The organism is Streptomyces sp. R28, assembly GCF_041052385.1.
Lineage (GTDB): Bacteria > Actinomycetota > Actinomycetes > Streptomycetales > Streptomycetaceae > Streptomyces.
The window spans coordinates 6,581,501-6,602,831 of record NZ_CP163439.1 but is presented as its reverse complement, the minus strand read 5'-3'; the positions used below and the strand labels follow the sequence as shown (position 1 = coordinate 6,602,831).

Here is a 21,331-nt window from a genome sequence, read left to right as displayed (position 1 = left end):
CCGAAACACCACTCGTTAGGCTCTCGTTCCGTGTCCTCGAAGAACGACAGCCCTGAACAGGGCGACGCACCCAGCAAGTCCGAGCAGACCCGTGCGCTGATCCTGGAGACCGCCATGCGGCTGTTCCAGGAGCGCGGCTACGACAAGACCACGATGCGGGCGATCGCCCAGGAGGCCGGGGTCTCCGTCGGCAACGCGTACTACTACTTCGAGGGCAAGGAACACCTGGTCCAGGGCTTCTACGACCGGCTCGCCGCCGAGCACCGGGCGGCGATCCGGGACGTCCTGGCCACGGAAACCGACCTGGAGGCGCGGCTGGCGGGCGTGCTGAAGGTGTGGCTGGACATCGCCACGCCGTATCACGAGTTCGCTGTGCAGTTCTTCAAGAACGCCGCCGATCCCGCCAGCCCGCTCAGCCCCTTCTCCGCCGAGTCGGAGCACGCGCGCGTGGAGGCCATCAACATCCATCGCCAGGTGCTGGCGGGCGCGACGAAGACCAAGGTGCCCGAGGAACTGCGGGACGTACTGCCCGAGATGATGTGGCTCGCCCAGATGGGGCTCGTCCTTTACTGGGTGTACGACCGGACCGAGGGGCGCGAGCGCAGCTACCGGCTCGCCGAGCGGGGCGCCCGGCTGACCGCGCGGGGCGTCTCGCTGGCGCGGTTCCGGGTGCTGCGGCCGTTGGTGCGTGAGGTGCACGACCTGTTCACGGACTTCCTGCCGGGGATGACGAACGCGGTGCCGGATCCGGCGAAGGAGAAGAAGGGCAAGACAGGCAAAGCGGAAGGGTAGGCGGACGCTTCAGGGGCGCCCGCGAGGACGAGCACCCCTGAAACGCCGCTCAGCGGCCGTCAGTTGACGGCGTCCACCCCGTCCTCGGCCGGCTCTCCCTCCGCCAGCTCGACGTCGTACACCAGCGGCCCGTCCACCAGGACCACCTGCCCGGCCCGGGACCCGTACGACGTCGCGGCCGTCGCCAGCAGATACGTCCCCGGCGCCGGCACCGAGACGATGTACGACCCGTCGGCCAGGGACGTCACCCGGTCCAGCTGACGCCCGCCCTTCGTCAGCAGCGTCACCGCCGCGCCCTCGACCGGCCCGCCGTCGGCGGTGCGGACGAAGCCGTGGACGACCGAGGCCCGGCCCGCCACGACCGGCTCCTCCTCGGCCACCGGTGCCTCCTCCTTCGGCTCGACCGCCAGATGCGGCAGCCGCTTCTCCAGCCCGTCCGGCAGCCACCAGTTCGACTTGCCGAGCATGTGCATCGCGGCCGGCACCAGCGCCGTACGCAGGATGAAGGCGTCCAGGGCGACGGCGGCCGCGAGGCCGATGCCCGCCATCGCGCCCTCCATGTCGCCGCTCAGCACGAACGCGCTGAACACGCAGATCATGATCAACGCGGCGGAGTTGATGACCCGGCTGGTCTCCGCGAGGCCGACACGGACGGCGCGCGCGTTGTCGCGCGTGTGCACCCACTCCTCGTGCATCCGGCTCACCAGGAACACCTGGTAGTCCATGGAGAGGCCGAACAGCAGGGACAACATGATGACCGGCAGGAACGAGGTGATCGGGCCCTCCTTGCCCACGCCGATCAGCTCGGTGCCCCAGCCCCACTGGAAGATCGCCACCAGGACGCCGAAGGACGCGGCGGCCGCGATGAGGTTCATCAGCGCGGCCGTCAGCGGGACCACCAGCGAGCGGAAGGCCACCAGCAGGAGCAGGAAGCCGAGAGCGATGATCGTCGCGACGAAGTACGGCAGGCGGTCGCCGGTCACCGACGCGAAGTCCTTGAAGACCGCCGTCACCCCGCCGACATGAGCCTCGGCGCCGGACCGCGGGATCACGTCGTCGCGCAGTCGGTCGATCAGCTGGTCCGTCTGCTCGGACTGGGGGGAGGTGGTCGGTACGACCTGGATCACCGTGACGCCCTTCGCGGGCGGCACGGCGGCCACCTGGGCGACGCCCTCGGCCGACCGGATCGCGTCGACCAGGCCCTGCGGTGCGTCGCCCTCGACGACCACCTGGAGCGGGCCGTTGACACCGGGGCCGAAGCCCTCGGCGAGCAGGTCGTAGGCCTGCCGGGTCGTGGTCGACTCCTGGTGGTTGCCCTGGTCCGTGGCGCCGAGCCGGAGCGACAGCACGGGGATCGCGAGCACCGCCATGACGACGAGGGCCAGCGCCGCGAGCGGGCGCGGGCGCCTTTGGACGTACGACGACCAGCGCGCCGCCAGTCCGTTCGCCTCCGCCGGCTCCGGTCCCGCCGCGGCGAGCCGGCGCCGCTGCCGGCGGCTGAGCACCCGTACGCCGAGCAGGCCGAGGAGGGCGGGCAGCAGGGTGATCGCGGCCAGCACGCTCAGGACGACCGTGAGCGAGGTCGCGATGACCACCCCGTCCAGGAACCGCATGTTCATCACCAGCATCCCGGCGAGTGCGATGCACACCGTGCCGCCGGCGAACAGCACCGCGCGGCCGGAGGTGTTGAGGGCGGTCACGGCTGCCTCCTGCGGCTTCATGCCGCGCAGGATGCCGCGCCGGTGCCGGGTGACGATGAACAAGGCGTAGTCGATGCCGACGCCGAGACCGATCAACGAGCCGAGCAGCGGGGCCACTTCGGGCACGTCCGCGACATGGCTCATCAGCATCGTGGCGATCATGCCGGTGCCGACGCCCGCGATCGCCACGACGATCGGCAGCAGCATCGCGAAGAGCGAGCCGAAGGCGAGGAACAGCACCACCGCCGCCGCGAGGATCCCGACCGCCTCCGCCGTGCCCTGCGGCGGTTCCTGGGTGCGGGCGATCGCCTGGCCGCCCAACTCGACCTGGAGTCCGTCGCGTTCGGCGGCCTGAGCCGTGTCGACGACGTCCTCGATCAGCTCCTTGGGGACCCCGTTCGCCTGCTCGGTGAAGGTGATCTGGGCGTACGCGATCCGCCCGTCCCGGCTGATCTGCGCGGCTCCCTGGGCCGCGTACGGGTCGGTGACCTCGCCGACCCCCTTCATGCGCCCGATCTCCTCCAGCGCGGGCTCGATGCGGGACCGCACGGACTCGTCCCGTACGGATGCCCCTTCGTCCCCGGCCACCTTCCACACCACCGTGTCGGTGTCGCCCGCGCGCTCCGGGAATGCCTTCTCCATCAGGTCGTACGCGGTCGCGGAGTCCGTGTTCGGGAGGGAGAAGACGTTCGCGTAGTTCGTGCCCGCGGCCGAACTCGCCGCGCCCAGGCCGAACAGCGCCCCCAACCACAGCAACAGGACCACCAGCCGGTGCCGATAGCACCACCGTGCCAATGCAGCCACGCTCAACGCTCCTTATTCGGTTCGGTCGGTCCCCCAGGTCCTGGGCAACAGGATTGGCGGCGCCGCGCGCGTGTGGCAGGCGACGGCCATGACTCTCAAGGAACTCCAAAGCGGCGAACCCGCCCGACTGTCAGTGGCCCCGCCGATACTGGGGGCATGACGACGGGTTCTGGCACCGTGCTGGTCGTGGAGGACGAGGAGAGCATCGCTGACGTCCTCGCCATCGCCCTGCGCTATCACCGCTTCGAGGTCATGGTCGCGGGCACGGTCCGCGAGGCGCTCGCCCTCGCCGAGCGCACCCTCCCCGACGCGGCGCTGCTCGACGTCATGCTGCCGGACGGGGACGGCCGCGCTCTCGGGCGTGAATTGCGCGAGCTGCACCCGGACTTGGCGCTCGTCTTCCTCACCGCCCGCGACTCGCCCGCCGAGATCGTCGGCGCCCTCGGCTTCGGCGACGACTACATCACCAAGCCGTTCAACATCGACGAGGTCGTCGCCCGCATCACTGCGGTGCTGCGCCGCACCCGCCCGGCCGACGTCCTCCCGCAGCGGCCGCCCCTGCGGTACGGCGACCTGGAGCTGGACGAGACGACCTACTCGGTGCGCCGCGCGGGCCGCACCGTCGAGCTCACCCCCACCGAGTACGCCCTGCTGCGCTTCCTGGTGCGCAACGGCGGCCGGATCGTGCCCAAGGAGCAACTCCTGCGCCACGTCTGGCAGTACGAGCACACCCCGCCGGAGTCAACCGTCGTGGAGACCTACATCAGCTATCTGCGGCGCAAGCTGGACGCCCTGGGACCACCGGTGATCACCACGCGGCGTGGCGTCGGATACGGGCTGGCATGAGGGTCCCCAGGGTCCTCGGCGTCCGCCGGCGGCACGGCGTCCACTCACTGCGCGGCAAGCTGACGCTGGCGAACGTGGCGCTGCTGGCCGTCGGCATCGTCGTCGCGACCGCGGTCAGCCTGATGACCGCACGGTTCTATCTGCTCGACAAGGTCGACACCGAGCTGAAGAGTGCGCGCGCCACGCTGGCGAACGCCGGGTTCACCCTGCGGCAGATCGAGTCGCTGAGCGAACTGGGCATCGCCCTGGACAGGTTCACCGACGGCGGGTCCACGGACACGGATCCCCTGCCGAGCCCGACCATGGTGTACGTCGCGGTCGACTCCGCGGGGCAGCCGGTGGCCCTGGGCCCGCTGAAGCCGACACCGCGCCAGCACGCCCTCGCGGCCGCCGCGAAGGACCCGGTGGCCCTCGCCGCCGACGAGGAGCCGCGGGACGTACGGGTCGAGGGGGACCGCCACCGGATGGTCGGGGCGCGGTTGTCGGACGGGACGTTCGTGCTGATCGCCGTCCCGACCGAGGGCCTGCACGAGGGCATGGGCAAGGCCCTCAGGATGGATCTCGCCGTCGGCACCCTGCTGCTGGCCCTGCTCGGCTGTCTGACGATGTTCAGCGTGCGCCGCCGGATGCGGCCGCTGGAGGACATGGTCGAGACCTCGTCGGCGATCGCCGAGGGTGATCTGACCCGGCGCGTCCCCTCCAGCCGCGACCCGACGCTGGAGGTCGAACAGCTCCGGGTCGCCCTCAACTCCATGCTGCACCAAGTGGAGTCGGCGTACCGCACCCGCGAGCGCAGCGCGGCCCAGCTGCGCCGCTTCGTCGGCGACGCCTCGCACGAGCTGCGCACCCCGCTGTCCGCGATACGCGGGTACCTCCAGCTGTACGACAAAGGGATGCTCACCGACCCTGCCGAGCGCAGACGCGCCTGGGACCGGATGAACGGCGAGGTCGACCGCATGGGGCACCTCGTCGACGAGCTGCTCACCCTCGCCCGTCTCGACCAGCGGCCCGAACTGCGCTTCCGCAACGTCGACCTGAGCCGCCTGGTGCGCGAGGCCGCCGAGGATCTGCGGGTGCAGCAGCCCGAGCGGCCCCTCACGGTCGGCGCCGACGGCACGCTGCTGGTGCACGCCGACGAGTCGGGGCTGCGGCAAGTGCTGGGCAACCTGCTGAGCAACGTCCGCACGCACACGCCGGCCGATGTGCCGGTGCGGCTGGGGGTGGAGCGGGCGGACGGGGTCGTCCGGCTGAGTGTCGAGGACAAGGGGCCGGGGCTGTGCGAGGAGGACGCGGCGCGCGTCTTCGACCGGTTCTTCCGGGCCGGCGGGGGTGCAGGCAGCGGGCTGGGGATGGCGATCGTGCAGGGAGTGGTGGAGGCGCACGGCGGGGAGGTCGCGGTGCGGACGGCGCCGGGTGAGGGGCTGGCGGTGACGGTGACGCTGCCGTCGCGCTGAATCCGTCGAGGGGCGGCTTTGCGGCCGTAGAACTACGGATCACGTGGTCCGTGCCCTGAGTCGGCCAGGTGGTCCCGGACCCGGCGCCGGGCGAGGCCGACGGACGCCGGGTGCCGAGTGCCGGATGTCGGATGCCGGGGCAGCTGGATCGCGTCAGATCCAGGTGAGGCGTCAGATCCAGGTGAGGCGCCAGAGGCGGAAGATACCGGTGCCGTCCGACAGATACTGGCCACCGCCGACGTCCTCGCTGGTGACGACGTACTCCTTGGCCTGCCACAGCGGGATCACCGGGACGTCGCGGGCCACGGCCTCCTGCAGCGAACGGAAATCCCGGGTGGCCTCGCTGCGGTCGGCGTACTGCTGGCTGGACGTGATCAGCCGGTCGACGGTCTTGTTGCCGTACCCGGTGTTCATGGTGCCGTCGGTGCCGACGAGCGGGCCGCCGTAGGTGTCCGGGTCGGGGAAGTCGGCGACCCAGCCGACGGCGTACGCGTCGAGCTTGCCGCTCGCCCAGCGCTTTTGGAAGTCGGTCCACTCGTAGCCCTTGACCGTCACCTTGAACAGGCCGTTCGCCTCCAGTTGCCGCTTGATCTCCGCGGCCTCCGCGGCTCCGGAGCCGCGGCCGGTGGCGTAGCCGTAGGTGAAGCGGACGGGCAGGCTGACGCCGGCCTCGGTGAGCAGGGCGCGCGCCTTGGCGGTGCTGAGCTCGGGATAGGTGTCGAAGAACGACGTCGTGTGGCCGGTGATGCCGGTCGGGATCAGCGAGTACAGGGGGTCGACGGTCCCCTTGTACACCGTGGCGGCCAGCTTCTCGCGGTCGATCAGCCAGGCCATGGCCTGCCGGACCCGGACGTCGTGCAGGGGCGAACCCTCGCGCGTGTCGAAGTAGAGGTTGCGGATCTCGGAGCTGTCGGCCTCGGAGACGCGCTGGCCCGGGTCGGCGGCGTTCAGACCGGCGAGGACCTCGGGCGGCAGCGTGCGGGTGGCGACGTCGATCCGCTTCTCCTTCCAGGCATTGGCGAGGGCGTCCGCGTCGGCGTAGTAGCGCAGTTCGACGGGACGGCCGGTGCCCTTGAGAGCCCCCTTGTAGTGAGAGTTGGGCGAGAGGACCGCCTTCTTGCCCGTCGTATACGCGGTCAGGGTGTACGGGCCGGTGCCGTCGACAGCGTTGTCGCGGCGCAGCGCACTGGCCGAGTACTTCTCGCGGTCGACGATGGCACCCACCCCGGTGGCCACCTTGAGCGGGAACGTGGCGTCGGGCGAGGTCAGATGGAAGGTGACCGTACGGCCGCTCGCGTTCACCGAGCCGAGGGTGTCCAGCAGGGAGGACGGGCCGACGTCCGACTTGATCCGCTTGACGCGGTCGAAGGAGTACTTGACGTCCTCGGCGGTCATGGCGCGCCCGCTCGGAAAGGTGAGGCCCTCGCGCAACTCGCAGCGGTAGGTCTTCAGGTCGGTACCGTCGAAGGCGCAGCTCCGGGCCGCGTCCGGCACGGGTGTGACGCCGCCCGGCTCGAAGGTCAGCAGTGACTGGAAGACGTTGTTGAACAACGCCCAGGAGCCGGCGTCATAGGCACCGGCCGGGTCCAGCGCCGTGACGGCGTCCGTCGTGCCGACCGTGATGGTCCTGTCCTCGTTCTGCTCGGACGGCAACAGCTGCCAGCCGCCCACTCCCACGGCCGCCAGCACGAGCAGCGTCGCGAGAATCCGCATGCGAACCGAACGCATGGGTGTGCCCTCTCCCCAGGCCCTCGAAGGGCCCCCGCATGAGCAATGGATTTGCGCCACTCCCCTAAGTGGCGCGCACACCTAATCACACGGGTTTCATCAGAGGGAAGAGGATTCTGGCGACATGGGAAAGAACTTACCTACGGGGGTTTCCGGCAGGTTTCACAGGCTGTTCACAGGTGAGGGGGGCGCCCCTCAGGTTGGGGTGGCGCCCCTCCAGGTGGGGGGTGCCGCCTTTGTCGAGGCGTGCGTCGTCAGGCCTGACGGGACGCCAGCTCGATCACCGTGATGTCCGACGGGGCGCCCACGCGCGTCGGCGGGCCCCAGGCGCCCGCGCCCCGGCTGACGTACAGCTGGGTGTCGCCGTAGCGCTCCAGGCCGGCCAGGGTCGGGTTGGCCAGTTCCGCGACGAGGTTGCCGGGCCAGAGCTGCCCGCCGTGGGTGTGGCCGGAGAGCTGGAGGTCGACGCCGTGATCGACGGCGTCGTGGATCTGGACCGGCTGGTGGGCGAGGAGCACACACGCGCGTGCCCTGTCCCGGTCGTCGAGGGCCTTGGCGAAGTCGGGGCCCTGGCCCTCGCTCTCGCCCGCGACGTCGTTGACGCCGGCCAGGTCGAAGTGGGGCAGCTCGGTGCGCGCGTTCTCCAGCGGGCGCAGTCCCAGGCGGCGTACCTCGTCGACCCACTGCTCGGCGCCCGAGAAGTACTCGTGGTTGCCGGTGACGAAGAACGCGCCGTGTCTCGCCCGGAGTTGGGCGAGCGGGGCCGCCGCCGGACCGAGGTCCTTCACGCTGCCGTCCACCAGGTCGCCGACCACCGCGATGAGGTCGGGCTGGGTGCCGTTGATCGTGTCGACGACCTTCTGGGCGAAGCCCCGGCCCAGGACCGGGCCCAGGTGGATGTCGCTGACGACCGCGATCCGGTAACCGTGCGCCGCGCGCGGGAGCTTGGCCAGCGGGACGGTGACCCGCTTCACCTTCGGGCCGCGCAGCACGCCGTAGGTGCCGTAGCCGACCGTTCCCACGGCGGCCGCGGCCGCGGCACCGGCGACGACTCGGGAGACGAAGAGGCGGCGGGACGGGGTCGCCAGGGGGCGGGACGGGCTCGCGGGAACCGGGTCGGGGGCAGTGGTCGGGCCGGTCGCGGACGACGGGGGCGGGTCGGTCTTGAGCGCCGAGGTCGGGGCGGTCGTGGGCGCCGAGTCCAGGTCGGTCGTGCTCGTCGCGGCCGGACCGGTCGCGCCCGCCGGAGCCGGGGCGGGCGCGGGCGGGAGCGTCCGGGGCTCGGCCGACTTGGTGGCGGTTGCCGTGGAGGGTGTCGTGGCGAGTGCCGTGACCGCCGTCGCTCCCGCCGGCACGAGCTCCGGCTGCTCCGCCACGGCTTCCCCGGCGCGCGCCCGCCGTTCGACCCACCGCCGCAGCAGTGGTCGTACGAATTCACCCGCCACCACACCCAGCAGCAGGTATATCGACAGGGCCAGCCACAGGAAGCCCGGCCAGGCCAGGATCTGCTGGAGCCGGAAGGGCGCGCCCGTGCGCTCGGCGACGAGGGCACCGACCGTCAGCGCCCAGCCGCCGGCGATCACCACCACGCCCGCGCGGCGCACGAACCCGGGGCCGCGGGTCGTGTCGCGGAAGAGGCGGCGCCACACGAACCAGTTGCCCGCCACCAGGGCGGACAACACGAGCAGTGCGACGAGCGCGAAGACGATGACCACGCCGACGTTCCCTTTCCTTTGCGTGCTGAGTGAACGTCCCGGGACTTGGCCGAGTTCCTATGGCGTCCGGCGCAGTGCGCGCACTCCGCGCAACCCGATGACCCCGACGACCGTCCCCAATACGAAGGAGACGACGGCGAGCAGCAGGTGCACCCAGAAGTACGCCGTCGGGTGACCGTCATCGAACGCGAGCCCGCTGCTGTCCTTGATCAGGTTTTTGACGAAAGTGACCCAGATGACCCAGCTCCACACTCCGAAGGCGAGCAGGAACCAGGAGACGGGGCGGCTGAGCTTCATGAGTTCAGTATCGCCGTCGGGTGTCCGGTCCTCCGATCGGGGTGGGGGCAGAAGCGGGACTTCCATGGCGACGGCATGTACGTTCTCGGTCGTGCCCGCACCCAAGAAGACCGTCAGGCGCTCCCTGCTGGTCACTTCCGCCGTCCTGTCGTCCCTCGCGCTGACCGCGCCCGTCTCCTACGCGGCTCCCAAGCCGTCACCGAGTACGAGCCCGTCGGCCACTCCCCCGGCGGACATGTCGACCGTGGGCGGCGAGCGGCTGGGGCAGCCCGGCACGCAGGTGAACCTCGCGAGCGGTGTCCCCGTCCTGCCCAAGGATCTGACCGCCCGCTCCTGGGTCGTCGCCGACGCCGAGTCCGGCGATGTGCTCGCGGCGCACAACCCGCACTGGCGGCTGGCGCCCGCGAGCACCATGAAGATGCTGTTCGCCGACACGGTGCTGCCGAAGTTCCCGAAGACCATGGAGCACAAGGTCGTCCCCTCCGACCTGGCGGACATCGGGTCCGGCTCCAGCATGGTCGGGATAAAGGAGGGCGAGACGTACTCCGTCCACGACCTGTGGCTCGGGGTCTTCCTGCGCTCCGGCAACGACGCCGTGCACGTCCTGTCGAAGATGAACGGCGGGATCGACAACACCGTCAAGGAGATGAACGAGCACGCCGAGGAGCTCCAGGCCCTCGACACGCACGCGGAGTCCCCCGACGGCTACGACGCTCCGCGCCAGGTCTCGTCGGCTTACGACCTCACCCTGATCGCCCGCTCCGGGCTGCAGAAGAAGGACTTCCGGGAGTACTGCTCGACCGTCACCGCCAAGTTCCCGGGCGAGACGAAGAAGAACAAGAAGGGCAAGTCCGTCCGGGAGTCCTTCGAGATCCAGAACACCAACCGGCTGCTGAGCGGCGACTCCGACATCTCCGTCTACCAGGGCATCGCCGGCGTCAAGAACGGCAACACCACCAACGCCGGCGCCACCTTCACCGGCGTGGCCGAGCGGGGCGGCAAGGTGCTGCTCGTCACGGTCATGAACCCCGAGAAGAGCGAGCACAACGAGGTCTACAAGGAGACCGCGAGGCTCTTCGACTGGGGCTTCCAGGCGGCCGGCAAGGTGCAGCCGGTGGGTGAGCTGGTGGCGCCGAAGAGCGCGACGCAGTCCGGCGCCCAGCCGGGTGCGAACGACTCCGGGGAGGCCGGTGGCGCCGGGAACGCGAAGAAGTCCTCGAAGTCGGCGGTGGGCGCCTCGGCCGCGAGCGGCTCGACCGGCATCGGCGTCGCGCTCGGGATCGCCGGCGGGGTGCTGGTGCTGCTCGCGGCGGGCGCGTTCCTGATCAACCGCCGGTGGCCGCTGCCCGACCTGGTGCGCCGCCGGAGCCGCCCCTGACCCCGGGCTTCTCGGGGACCCGGAGCTTCTCGGGGTCCCCGGGCCTCTCGGGGCCCCCGGGCTTCTCGGCCTCGCCCGAGTCGTCCGACTCGCCTGACTCACCCGATTCGCCTGACTCCAAGTCTGCGGACTCGCCGGACTCGCCCGTCTCCGCGGACTCGCCCGAGTCCTCTGGCCCGTCGGCGAGTTCGGCCTCCTTGCCCTGCGTCGCCGTCCAGGCGGCGCAGAACACCACCAGCTTCGCGGTGAAGTTGATCCACAGCAGCAGGGCGACCGGCACGCCGAACGCGCCGTACATGCTCTTCGTGGCCACGCCCTGCATATAGCCGCTCAGCAGCAGCTTCAGCAGCTCGAACCCGACCGCGCCGATCAGCGCGGCCACCATCAGCCGGCGGCGCGGCGGTTCGACGCCCGGCAGCAGGGTCAGGACGTACAGCAGAAGCAGGAAGTCGGCGAGTACGGCGACCAGGAACGCGGCGATCTGCAACAGCACCCCGCCCCAGCCGCCCTCGTCGATGCCGAGCTGCCGGGTGATCCAGCCGACCATGGCGGAGGCGACGGTGGAGGCCGCGAGCGTCAGGAGCACGGCGCCGCCGAAGCCGACCAGGACGCCCGCGTCCTTGGCCTTGCGCAGGACAGGGTTCTCCTCGTCCTCGGGCAGCTCCCACACCGCGCGCAGGCACTCGCGCATGGAGCCGACCCAGCCGATGCCGGTGAACAGCAGGACGGCACCGGCGATGAGGCCGACGGTGCCGGCGTTCTGGACCAGGGCGTCGATGTTGAGCTGCTCGGAGATGCCGGGGACCTGGTCGGCGATCTTGTCCTCGAGCTTGTCCTGCTGCCCCGTGCTGAGCGTCGCGGCGGCGATCGCGGCGGCCACGGTGAGCAACGGAAACAGCGCGACGAAACTGGTGAACGTCATCGCGGCGGCCAACCGTGTCCACTTCACCCGGTCCATGCGCTCGTACGACCGCCACGCGTGCGTGGTCATCAGCCGGGCCACCATCGGCCCGACGCCGGGGAGTTTCTTCAGCCAGTCCATGATCCGACTCTGCCCTCCGTGCGGAAGACCAATGTCCGAGTGCCCCAGAACCGCAGGACTGTAGCCAGCACCATCCCGATTCCTGCCCCGGATACGGTGTCCGCACGCTGTGAGGTGAGGCCGAGGCCGTAGTGGCTCACGGTGAGACACAGAAGCTGTACGACCGCTCCGGCGATGTTCACCGCGAAGAAGACGGCGTAAGGGCGCAGGCCCCTCGGGTGGGTGTGGCGGTAGGTGCCGAGCGCGTTCCCGGCGTAGGCGACCGTGCAGCCGGCGACGAAGGAGAGGGCCTTGGCGGTGAGGGGGTCCAGGGCGGCGGGACCGCGCAGGCAGGTGAAGAGGGCGAGGTCCACGGCGTAGGCGAGGAGACCGACGGCGGCGAAGCCGAGGAGTTCGCGTCGGTCGCCCCACGCACGCGTGCCTACCAATTGGCTACCGCCAGCCCGTACATCGCCAGCCACGCCAGGCCGATGACGGCGAGCGCGCGGTCGTGCAGGACGACGTCCTCGGGTTCGCCCGCCGTGCCGCGGTCGGCGAAGACGGCGTAGCGCAGGATCGCGAGGATGAAGGCGACCATGGACAGCTGGCGCCAGGGCAGCACGCTGGTGTGCGGGACGCCGCCCTCCTCCAGGGCCCACAGGCAGTACGCGAGGACGGCCACCCCGGCCGCCAACTGCCAGACGAAGCGCAGATAGCCGGTGGTGTACTCGGTGAGCAACGCGCGCGTGGCGCCCCTTTTCCCGGCCATCTGCACGGCCTCGGAGTAGCGCTTGGCCGACACCATGAACAGCGCCCCGAACCCGGTCGTGATGAGGAACCAGCGTGACAGCGGGATGCCGAGCGCGAGCCCGCCGACCATCGCCCGCATCAGGAACCCGGTCGTGACGACGACGAGGTCGACGACCAGGACGTGCTTGAGGCTGACGCAGTACGCCAGTTGCATGCCGAGGTAAGCCATGAGCAGGGCCGCGACGGCGGGCGAGGTCAGCCAGGCCGCGGCGGCCGGCGCGAGGACGGCGAGGGCGCCTCCGACGGCGTACGCGACGGGCACGGGGACCTGTCCGGCGGCGATCGGGCGGTGGCACTTGGTGGGGTGCGCACGGTCCGCTTCGGCGTCGCGGGCGTCGTTGGTCAGGTAGACGGCGGCGGCACAGGCGGTGAAGAGGGCGAAGACGAGCGCGAGTTGGGTCAGGGCGCGGGTCGAGAAGAGCTCACCGGCGGCGGCCGGAGCGGCGATGACCAGGGTGTTCTTGACCCACTGCTTGGGGCGCGCGGTTCTGAGAAGGCCTCGCGCAAGCGCGCGTAGGCCGCCTTCGCGCGGTGGTGGTCCGGCCTGTCGCGCGGGCGTGCGCTGCTCGTGGAGCATCGCTTCCCTGGCGCGTGCGGCACTCGTGAGGGGCGCTGCCTCAGTCATGGGCGCCCCTCCTTCCTCATCCAGCCCGCCCCGACGCACGCCGTGAGCGCCCCCAGGGCCGCGCCCGCCGCCACATCCGAGGGGTAGTGCACGCCGACGACCAGGCGTGACACGCACATCGCGGCGGCGAGCGGCGGGATCACGTACGCGCCGAGCGCGCCGTAGGCGACGGCGGCGGCCGCGGCGGAGGTCGCGTGGGAGCTGGGGAAGGAGTGCCGGCCGACGGTGTGCACGAGGGGCGTGACATGCGCCGGGCGCGGGCGGCGCACCACCCTTTTCACCCCCATGCTGACGAGGTGCGCCCCCGCGGTGAGCGCTGTGCCGCGCAACCAGGCGCCGCGTCGCCCACCGTCCACGGCGGCCCCCGCGAGGCCCGCCGCCAGCCACAGCGCGCCGTGCTCGCCGGCCCAGGACAGGGCGCGCGCGGCGGTGGCGACACGTGGGTCGCGGCCGCGGGCGTGGAACGCCGAAAGGATGCGGCGATCCGTGCCACGGAGGCTTCGGCGTTCCGTGCCCCCGAGGCTTCGGTGGTCCATGTCGTCGAGGCGGTCCATGGGGACTCACTGTTCACGTCCACATCGCCGGAACGACGAACATATTGGGCGACATCCCATTAATCACCCATTTCGGGGAGGAGTGGAATGTTTCAGAACTACTCGGCCATATAGGGGCGCTACGGTCGCCGACATGCCTGCCGACACCGTCTCCGTCACGGGATGGGGCCGCACCGCCCCCACCACCGCCCGTCTGATCCGCCCACGGACGTACGAGGAGGCCGCGGCAGCCGTTCGGGGCTGTGGGGCCCGCGGGGGCATCCCGAGGGGCCTGGGGCGGGCGTACGGGGACGCGGCGCAGAACGCCGGAGGTGCGGTGCTCGACATGACGGGCCTGGACCGCATCCACGCGATCGACGCCGACGGCGGCACCGTGCTGTGCGACGCGGGTGTCTCCCTGCACCGGCTGATGGAGGTGCTGCTGCCGCTCGGCTGGTTCGTGCCGGTGACGCCCGGCACCCGCTATGTGACGGTCGGCGGCGCGATCGGCGCCGACATCCACGGCAAGAACCACCACGTCTCGGGCTCCTTCTCCCGCCACGTCCTGTCCTTGGAACTCGTCACCGCCGACGGCGAGATCCACACCGTCCGCCGCGGCACGCCGCTGTTCGACGCCACCACCGGCGGCATGGGCCTGACCGGCGTGATCCTGACCGCGACGGTCCAACTCCAGCCGGTGGAGACCTCGCTGATGTCGGTCGACACGGAGCGTGCGCGGGACCTCGACGACCTGATGGCACGTCTGGTCGCCACCGACGACCACTACCGCTACTCGGTCGCGTGGATCGACCTGCTGGCGCGCGGCGCGGCAATGGGCCGCGCGGTGCTCACCCGCGGCGACCACGCGCCCCTGGAGGCACTGCGCGAAGGCACGCGCGCGCGTAGAGAGCCGCTCGCCTTCCACCCCTCCCGTCTGCCCGCCGCGCCCGCCTTCCTGCCGGAAGGACTGCTGAGCCGCCGCACGGTCGGCTGGTTCAACGAGTTCTGGTACCGCAAGGCGCCACGCGCGCGTACCGGCGAACTGCAGAGGCTCCCCGCCTTCTTCCACCCCCTGGACGGCGTCCCCCACTGGAACCGGATCTACGGCCGGGGCGGCTTCGTGCAGTACCAGTTCGTCGTCGGACACGGCCAGGAGGACGCCCTGCGCCGCATCGTGCGGCGCATCTCCGAGCACCGCTGCCCGTCCTTTCTGGCCGTGCTCAAGCGCTTCGGGGACGCCGACCCCGGCTGGCTCTCCTTCCCCGTCCCCGGCTGGACGCTGGCCCTGGACATCCCGGCCGGCCTGCCCGGCCTCGCCGCCCTCCTCGACGAGTTGGACGAGGAGGTGGCCGCGGCAGGCGGGCGTGTCTACCTCGCCAAGGACTCCCGGCTGCGGCCCGAACTGCTCGCCGCGATGTACCCCCGCCTCGACGACTTCCGCGCGCTGCGCGCGGAGCTCGACCCGCGCGGGGTCTTCGTGTCGGACCTGGCCCGCCGCCTCGGCCTTTAGAACCCGATCTCTCGGACTCTCAGATCTCTCTAGGAGCTGTCGTGAAGGACGCCTTCGGCATCCCCCAGTCCCTGCTCGTCCTCGGCGGTACGTCCGAGATCGCGCTGGCCACCGCACGCCGCCTGATCGCGCGCCGTACCCGCACGGTCTGGCTGGCGGGCCGCCCGTCACCCGCCCTCGATCAGTCCGCGGCGGATCTGCGCGCCCTGGGCGCCGACGTGCACACCGTGGCCTTCGACGCCCTCGACCCCGAGTCCCACGAGGCGGTGCTCGGCAAGGTCTTCGCGGAGGGCGACGTCGACATGGTGCTCCTCGCCTTCGGAGTCCTCGGCGACCAGGCACGCGACGAGCGCGAGCCACTGAACGCGGTACGCGTCGCCCAGACCAACTACACGGGCGCCGTGTCGGCGAGCCTGGTCAGCGCCGGCGCCCTCCAGTCCCAGGGCCACGGCTCGCTCGTCGTCCTGTCCTCCGTCGCCGGTGAGCGGGCCCGCCGCGCCAACTTCATCTACGGCTCCAGCAAGGCCGGCCTCGACGCCTTCACCCAGGGCCTGGGCGACGCACTGCACGGCACCGGCGTGCACGTCATGGTCGTACGCCCCGGATTCGTACGCTCGAAGATGACCGCCGGCCTGGAGGAAGCCCCCCTCGCGACCACCCCGGAGGCGGTCGCGACGGCCATCGAAGTGGGCCTGCGCCGGCGCTCGGAGACGGTGTGGGTCCCAGGTGCGCTCCGACTGGTGATGTCAGCACTGCGGCATGCGCCGCGCGGGCTGTTCCGCCGCCTACCGATCTGAAGCGCCCCGGAAGGGGCGCGGGCCTGTATCGATATGCGGCTCCGCTGAGCGGCCGCGACCAACCACAACGGCGCCACAGACGCCCGACGGCAGACCCGGCCCCCTCGCGGCCCGACCGGCGGAACTAACTCGCCGGGATCGACCCGTGCTCCACATGGCCCGCCTGCGGCGGAACCACCGTCCCCCCGAAGGTGAAGTCCCTCAGCCTGCGCCATACCCCGTCGGCGCCCTGTTCGTAGAGGGCGAAGCCGGTGCAGGGCCAGGCGGCCTGGTAGTCGGCCAGTTCCTCGAAGGCGCGGTCCATCGACTCGTCGTCGATACCGTGCGCGACCGTGACATGCGGGTGGTACGGGAACTGCAGTTCGCGTGCCACCGGCCCGGAGGCGTCACGGACCTGCTTCTGCAGCCAGGTGCAGGCCTCGGCGCCCTCGACGACCTGGACGAAGACGACCGGCGAGAGGGGCCGGAAGGTGCCGGTGCCGGACAGCCGCATCGGGAAGGCACGGCCGGCGGCCGCGACCTCGACGAGATGGTCCTCGATCGCGGGCAGCAGCGAGGCGTCGACCTCTGTCGGCGGCAGCAGCGTGACGTGCGTGGGGATGCCGTGAGCCGCGGCGTCGCCGAAGCCCGCGCGCCGCTCCTGGAGCAGGCTGCCGTGAGGCTCCGGGACCGCGATCGACACGCCGATCGTTACGGTCCCCACGTCATCTCCTGTCGTCTGTTGGTGAGCGTGAGTGGCCGCTGATGCGGCCACTCGGCTATCGACTGTACGGCCACGACTGTGCTGCGGGCAGGCGCAACCGTAGTGATGTGCAGCGCTGTGCGGTGGTACGGCCGGGTTCCAGCCGTGTGCCGAGGCGCGGGCTCAGTGCTTCGCGGGCAGGAAGCCCACCCTGTCGTACGCCTGGGAGAGCGTCTCCGCGGCGACGGCGCGCGCCTTCTCCGCGCCCTTGGCCAGGATCGAGTCCAGCGTCTCCGGGTCGTCCAGATACTGCTGGGTACGCTCCCGGAAGGGCGTCACGAACTCGACCATGACCTCGGCGAGGTCCGTCTTGAGCGCACCGTAGCCCTTGCCGTCGTACCTCTGCTCCAGTTCCGCGATTCCCGTCCCCGTGAGGGTCGAGTAGATCGTGAGCAGGTTGCTGACGCCCGGCTTGTTCTCGACGTCGTGGCGGATGACGGTCTCGGTGTCGGTGACCGCGCTCTTGACCTTCTTGGCGGTGGTCTTGGGCTCGTCGAGAAGGTTGATGAGGCCCTTCGGCGTCGACGCCGACTTGCTCATCTTGATCGACGGGTCCTGAAGGTCGTAGATCTTCGCCGTCTCCTTGAGGATGTACGGCTTCGGGACGGTGAAGGTCTCGCCGAAGCGGCCGTTGAAGCGCTCGGCGAGGTCGCGCGTGAGCTCGATGTGCTGGCGCTGGTCCTCGCCCACCGGCACCTCGTTGGCCTGGTACAGCAGGATGTCCGCGACCTGCAGGATCGGGTACGTGAACAGGCCGACCGACGCCCGCTCTGCGCCCTGCTTGGCCGACTTGTCCTTGAACTGGGTCATGCGGGACGCCTCGCCGAAGCCGGTGAAGCAGTTCATGACCCAGGCGAGCTGGGCGTGCTCGGGGACGTGGCTCTGGACGAAGAGCGTGCAGCGCTCGGGGTCCAGTCCGGCCGCGAGGAGCTGTGCGACGGCCAGGCGGGTGTTGGCGCGCAGCTCCTTCGGGTCCTGCGGGACCGTGATCGCGTGCAGGTCGACGACCATGTAGAACGCGTCGTGGGTCTCCTGCAGTGCCACCCACTGGCGGACGGCGCCGAGGTAGTTGCCGAGGTGGAACGAGCCTGCGGTGGGCTGGATTCCGGAGAGCACGCGGGGGCGATCAGAGGACATGCTCACCATTCTCTCAGGTGTCGGGGGCCGATCCGGAACCGCTCGGAAACAGATGTGACACAGCTGGGAACCGATCCGGTCCGAGCGGTGTACCAAGAGTGTGAAAACGCGGGAGGGGGGCCGCATCGTCGATGAGGCCGCGGTGATCGCACGTGTACGCGCGGGGGAGCCGGAGGCGTACGCGCAGCTGGTGCGGGCTCATACCGGCATCGCGCTCAGGGCGGCCGCCGCGCTCGGGGCGGGTGCGGACGCGGAGGACGTGGTGCAGCAGGCCTTCGTCAAGGCGTACTGCTCGCTGGGCCGGTTCAAGGACGGCGCGGCGTTCAAACCATGGTTGCTGGCGATCGTCGCCAATGAGACGAGGAACACAGTGCGCACGGCAGCCCGCCAGCGCACGCTCGCCGGGCGTGAGGCGGCCTTGGTGGAGGCGGAGCCGCTGATACCGGAATCGGCGGACCCGGCGGTGGCCGCGCTGGAGATAGAGCGCCGTGCCGCGCTGCAGGCCGCCCTGGACAAGCTGAGCGAGGAGCACCGCCTGGTCGTCACCTACCGCTATCTCCTGGAGATGGACGAGTCCGAGACGGCCCAGGCCCTGGGCTGGCCCCGGGGCACCGTGAAATCCCGGCTGAACCGCGCGCTGCGGAAGCTGGGGCGCTTGCTGCCGGATTTTCAGCCTCTGGAAGGAGGTGAGGAGCGTGAGTGACGGACGGAGTCCGTACGACGGTGAGGGGCCCGGGGTGTACGAGAGTGACGGACGGCGTGCATACGGTCGTGACGGCACCGGGGCCGGCGAAGGCGCCGACCGGAAAGACCGGCGCCCCGGCGGGGCGGGGGCGGGTGATCGCGGTCGGCGCGCGGACGCGACACGGCTGCCGGAGGAGCTGCGGGCACTCGGGCGCTCCCTGGACGCGCCTGGGGCGGCGGACTGCGCCGAGACGATGGTCGAGCGGGTGCTGGGGCAGATACTGGCCGAGCAGGCGCCGGTTCCAGTGGCCGAGCCGCCCGGTGCCACCGAGCGGTTACGGGCGGTACGGCGGTGGACGCGGCTGCGGTGGCGCTCGCTGACGGCGGCGCTGTGCGGCCTGCTGACGGTGCTCGTGCTCACGCCCCCGGTGCGGGCAGCGGTCCTCGACTGGTTCGACTTCGCCGGTGTCGAGGTGCGGTACGACCCGTCGGCGGTGCCCTCCCCCGGCGCCGAGGTGCCCGGCTGCGGCCGCCCGGTGTCGCTCGCACAGGCCGAGCGCCGGGCCGGGTTCGAGCCGCTGGTGCCTGAGGAGCTGGGCATGCCGGGCACGGTCGCGCTGACGGGTGAGCCGCGGGGACGGTTCGTGGTGAGCCTGTGCTGGCGTCAGGACGGGCGCACGATACGGCTGGACGAGCGGCGGGCCGGCCTGGACATCAGCTTCGCCAAGACCGTGCGCGAACCGCCGGAATGGATCTCGCTGGGCACCGCCACCTCGGGAGGCGGCACACCCGCCCCGGCCCTGTGGTTCGCCCGACCGCACCTGCTGACCTTCTGGCTGGTGGACACCGACGGGGATCGCTACACGCGCGAAGAGCGGACGGCAGGACCGACGCTGCTGTGGGCCCACAGAGCCGAGGGCGAGATGGTGACGCTGCGGCTGGAAGGGGTGGCTTCGAAGGCTCGGGCGGTGGAGATCGCGCGGGCGCTGGAGAGGCCGTCCGAGGTGTCCTCGAAGTAGTTGGTCCGGAGGCTGCGGGTTCGGGGGGCCGGGCCGGAGACGGCCGAGCCGGAAATGGTCGGACCGGGATGGGAACCCAGGCGGGTCGGGCGGTGTACCAGAAGTGACACGCGGCTCGGGGACGGGCCGCACGGGGATCGCTTGGCTTGGGGGCTCGGATGTGCGGACATGGGGTCGGCCGCTTGGGAGACCGATCGCGGGGAAAGGGGAGCGGCTGCTCGGGAGGCCGCTCGCCCGGGCACAGGGACGGTTGGAGGGGTGGGCGGCGCTGTGAACTGGCTGCGCTGACAGGGGCGTTGGCGGCGACCCTGGCCCTCCTGGTGTGGGGTGCGGCGCCCGCGTCGGCCGGAGGACCGACCAGCGTGCTCCTGGTCTCACCGGAGAGCGCGGAGACGGCGGCGCTGTACTACGCCGACGAGGAGTACGGAGAGCTGGAGCAGCTGCTCGGCGCAGTGGGCAAGGGCACGCGTGACAAGCCGCCCGAGGCAGGCCTGACGGCGGCCCGCCAGATCAACATCACGTGGATGGTCCATGACGTGACGCCCTGGCGCCTGGACCGGGTCTACCCGCTCCACAAGGGACGGGACGTCTGGATACACACGGCGGCGAACCTGGACAGCACGACGAACGGCACCTGGCACCGCGCCGATCACCCGTCCCAGCTGCGCGCCCTGCTCAAGAAGCTGGGCCTGATGGGCAAGGTCTCGGGCCAGGTCTTCGGCGGGGGAAGGGACGCGATCTTCCCGCCGGGGTGGGAGGAGGGCGGGAGGGACGATGCCGCGAAGGACTCCTCCGGTCTCACGGCCGACGCTGCGGACAAGGCGACCGAGGCGTCCCCCGCCCAGGGGGCGGGGTCGGGGTCCGGGTCGGGTGACGGCACCGAATGGTGGTGGGCTCTGCCGGGTGCGGCCGCCGGAGCGGTACTCGCGCTGGTACTGCGCCCCTTCGCCGCGCGACTGCCACTGGACCGCCTGCGGGGTGAGCCGGGGCCGAGGCAGGAGCTGCGGGAGCTATGAGGGCCGGTCCGGGTGGATACCTACGGCTCGCGGTACTGCTCGTACCGGTGTCGGCCGCACTGGCCCTGTCCGGCACTGCGACGACCGCCGCGGCGGTGCCGGCGCAGGAGCGGGACGTCCCCGACGTGGCGATGGTCGTCTCGGGAGGCACGGGACGGACGGCAGCGTGGCGCTCCGGCGATCCGGCCTTCGCCCGCCTCTGGCAGCTGCTCCAGCCGACCTACGTCGGGACGGAGCGGGTGTCGGAGGACTGGGTCGAGGGACGTCATCCGCCGATGCGCATGACGGTGATCTGGGGACTGGCCGGGGTCGGTGGCTGGCCGCGGACGGACCGGCCTCCGGGAGGGGACGTGGCCGTCCAGCGGCAGGACCAGCTGTTCGTGACCGCGGACGGCACTCCCTGGGTGCGCTCGGATCTCGCACCGGAGGTGGAGGACGACGACGTCCGCTGGCATCGGGCGCCGCGCTCCGTCTTCGAGCGGCTGGACCTGGCAGGGCTGCTCGGCGAGACGGAGGACGAGCTCGCCGTGGCCAGGGCGGTCGAGGCTCGGCCCGGCCCGGTGCGGGGTAATGCCGGGTGGGCGGTGGCCGGGCTGGCCGTCGGGTTCGCGTCCGGCGTCGGCGGCACGCTGCTGATACGCCGCGCGGCGGGCCGGCCAGGAGCCGGACCGCCGCGGGAGGAGCCACGACAGGAGTTGATCGACCTGGACCTGTGAGGTCCTG

Annotated in this window: 20 protein-coding genes; 10 read left to right on the top strand and 10 right to left on the bottom strand. The window is 71.3% G+C overall.

Going from position 1 to position 21,331, the window contains the following annotated elements; genetic code table 11:
- The first annotated feature begins 30 nt into the window (after window positions 1–30).
- Window positions 31–792, top strand: a complete 762-nt coding sequence (locus AB5J49_RS29700) for a TetR family transcriptional regulator (protein WP_369171909.1) — start codon at window positions 31–33, stop codon at window positions 790–792.
- A 59-nt stretch (window positions 793–851) separates the two neighbouring features.
- Here AB5J49_RS29700 and AB5J49_RS29695 read toward each other — a convergent pair whose 3' ends face one another.
- The gene (locus AB5J49_RS29695; RefSeq protein WP_369175305.1) at window positions 852–3,287 is read right to left on the bottom strand and encodes an MMPL family transporter; all 2,436 of its coding nucleotides are present in this window, start codon (window positions 3,285–3,287) and stop codon (window positions 852–854) included.
- A 165-nt stretch (window positions 3,288–3,452) separates the two neighbouring features.
- On the opposite strand from AB5J49_RS29695, the gene AB5J49_RS29690 reads away from it, so the two are divergent.
- Together AB5J49_RS29690 and AB5J49_RS29685 are read left to right on the top strand one after the other, a co-directional pair.
- Complete coding sequence (locus tag AB5J49_RS29690) at window positions 3,453–4,142, top strand: response regulator transcription factor (RefSeq protein ID WP_369171908.1); 690 nt, start codon at window positions 3,453–3,455, stop codon at window positions 4,140–4,142.
- Window positions 4,139–5,596 carry an ATP-binding protein gene (locus AB5J49_RS29685; RefSeq protein ID WP_369171907.1) on the top strand — a complete coding sequence of 486 codons (1,458 nt, stop codon included), beginning with the start codon at window positions 4,139–4,141 and terminating at the stop codon, window positions 5,594–5,596. The genes AB5J49_RS29690 and AB5J49_RS29685 overlap by 4 nt, the downstream gene beginning before the upstream one ends.
- 171 nt (window positions 5,597–5,767) lie before the next feature.
- On the opposite strand, the gene AB5J49_RS29680 is transcribed toward AB5J49_RS29685, so the two are convergent.
- The 3 genes from AB5J49_RS29680 to AB5J49_RS29670 form a co-directional block, all read right to left on the bottom strand.
- Window positions 5,768–7,324 (bottom strand): ABC transporter substrate-binding protein, encoded by a 1,557-nt coding sequence (locus AB5J49_RS29680; protein ID WP_369171906.1) that lies wholly within the window; start codon window positions 7,322–7,324, stop codon window positions 5,768–5,770.
- Window positions 7,325–7,578: 254 nt separating this feature from the next.
- Window positions 7,579–9,039 carry a metallophosphoesterase gene (locus tag AB5J49_RS29675; protein ID WP_369171905.1) on the bottom strand — a complete coding sequence of 487 codons (1,461 nt, stop codon included), beginning with the start codon at window positions 9,037–9,039 and terminating at the stop codon, window positions 7,579–7,581.
- 57 nt (window positions 9,040–9,096) lie between these two features.
- On the bottom strand, window positions 9,097–9,336 hold the full coding sequence (locus AB5J49_RS29670) for an SCO4848 family membrane protein (RefSeq protein ID WP_369171903.1): 240 nt from the start codon (window positions 9,334–9,336) through the stop codon (window positions 9,097–9,099).
- Between the two features lie 91 nt (window positions 9,337–9,427).
- On the opposite strand from AB5J49_RS29670, the gene AB5J49_RS29665 reads away from it, so the two are divergent.
- The gene (locus AB5J49_RS29665; protein ID WP_369171902.1) at window positions 9,428–10,714 is read left to right on the top strand and encodes a D-alanyl-D-alanine carboxypeptidase family protein; all 1,287 of its coding nucleotides are present in this window, start codon (window positions 9,428–9,430) and stop codon (window positions 10,712–10,714) included.
- Here the strand turns inward: AB5J49_RS29665 and AB5J49_RS29660 are convergent.
- Genes AB5J49_RS29660 through AB5J49_RS29645 form a run of 4 tightly spaced genes read right to left on the bottom strand, consistent with a single transcriptional unit; the run spans window position 10,662 to window position 13,706 of the window.
- Window positions 10,662–11,756 carry a YihY/virulence factor BrkB family protein gene (locus AB5J49_RS29660; RefSeq protein ID WP_369171901.1) on the bottom strand — a complete coding sequence of 365 codons (1,095 nt, stop codon included), beginning with the start codon at window positions 11,754–11,756 and terminating at the stop codon, window positions 10,662–10,664. The genes AB5J49_RS29665 and AB5J49_RS29660 overlap by 53 nt on opposite strands.
- On the bottom strand, window positions 11,744–12,184 hold the full coding sequence (locus tag AB5J49_RS29655) for a GtrA family protein (protein ID WP_369171899.1): 441 nt from the start codon (window positions 12,182–12,184) through the stop codon (window positions 11,744–11,746). The genes AB5J49_RS29660 and AB5J49_RS29655 overlap by 13 nt, the downstream gene beginning before the upstream one ends.
- Window positions 12,178–13,170 carry a decaprenyl-phosphate phosphoribosyltransferase gene (locus AB5J49_RS29650; RefSeq protein ID WP_369171898.1) on the bottom strand — a complete coding sequence of 331 codons (993 nt, stop codon included), beginning with the start codon at window positions 13,168–13,170 and terminating at the stop codon, window positions 12,178–12,180. The genes AB5J49_RS29655 and AB5J49_RS29650 overlap by 7 nt, the downstream gene beginning before the upstream one ends.
- Window positions 13,167–13,706 (bottom strand): phosphatase PAP2 family protein, encoded by a 540-nt coding sequence (locus AB5J49_RS29645; RefSeq protein ID WP_369175304.1) that lies wholly within the window; start codon window positions 13,704–13,706, stop codon window positions 13,167–13,169. Before AB5J49_RS29645 ends, AB5J49_RS29650 begins: the two co-directional genes overlap by 4 nt.
- A gap of 151 nt (window positions 13,707–13,857) precedes the next feature.
- Here AB5J49_RS29645 and AB5J49_RS29640 point away from each other — a divergent pair, with 151 nt between their 5' ends.
- Complete coding sequence (locus AB5J49_RS29640) at window positions 13,858–15,213, top strand: FAD-binding protein (protein ID WP_369171897.1); 1,356 nt, start codon at window positions 13,858–13,860, stop codon at window positions 15,211–15,213.
- Between the two features lie 41 nt (window positions 15,214–15,254).
- On the top strand, window positions 15,255–16,010 hold the full coding sequence (locus tag AB5J49_RS29635) for a decaprenylphospho-beta-D-erythro-pentofuranosid-2-ulose 2-reductase (protein ID WP_369171896.1): 756 nt from the start codon (window positions 15,255–15,257) through the stop codon (window positions 16,008–16,010).
- A gap of 124 nt (window positions 16,011–16,134) precedes the next feature.
- Here the strand turns inward: AB5J49_RS29635 and AB5J49_RS29630 are convergent, their stop codons facing one another.
- Both AB5J49_RS29630 and trpS read right to left on the bottom strand, forming a co-directional pair.
- Window positions 16,135–16,713 carry a 2'-5' RNA ligase family protein gene (locus tag AB5J49_RS29630; protein ID WP_274242617.1) on the bottom strand — a complete coding sequence of 193 codons (579 nt, stop codon included), beginning with the start codon at window positions 16,711–16,713 and terminating at the stop codon, window positions 16,135–16,137.
- 162 nt (window positions 16,714–16,875) lie between these two features.
- Window positions 16,876–17,889 (bottom strand): tryptophan--tRNA ligase, encoded by a 1,014-nt coding sequence (trpS, locus tag AB5J49_RS29625; protein WP_369171894.1) that lies wholly within the window; start codon window positions 17,887–17,889, stop codon window positions 16,876–16,878.
- 142 nt (window positions 17,890–18,031) lie between these two features.
- Between trpS and AB5J49_RS29620 the strand changes: the two genes are divergently transcribed.
- The 4 genes from AB5J49_RS29620 (at window position 18,032) to AB5J49_RS29605 (ending at window position 21,324) form a co-directional block, all read left to right on the top strand.
- The gene (locus AB5J49_RS29620; protein ID WP_369171893.1) at window positions 18,032–18,592 is read left to right on the top strand and encodes an RNA polymerase sigma factor; all 561 of its coding nucleotides are present in this window, start codon (window positions 18,032–18,034) and stop codon (window positions 18,590–18,592) included.
- A 166-nt stretch (window positions 18,593–18,758) separates the two neighbouring features.
- Window positions 18,759–19,592, top strand: a complete 834-nt coding sequence (locus AB5J49_RS29615; protein WP_369175303.1) for a hypothetical protein — start codon at window positions 18,759–18,761, stop codon at window positions 19,590–19,592.
- 296 nt (window positions 19,593–19,888) lie between these two features.
- On the top strand, window positions 19,889–20,608 hold the full coding sequence (locus AB5J49_RS29610; RefSeq protein ID WP_369171891.1) for a hypothetical protein: 720 nt from the start codon (window positions 19,889–19,891) through the stop codon (window positions 20,606–20,608).
- Window positions 20,609–20,739: 131 nt separating this feature from the next.
- A complete protein-coding gene (locus tag AB5J49_RS29605) occupies window positions 20,740–21,324 on the top strand; it encodes a hypothetical protein (RefSeq protein WP_369175302.1) in 585 nt (194 codons plus the stop codon).
- Window positions 21,325–21,331 lie beyond the last annotated feature (7 nt).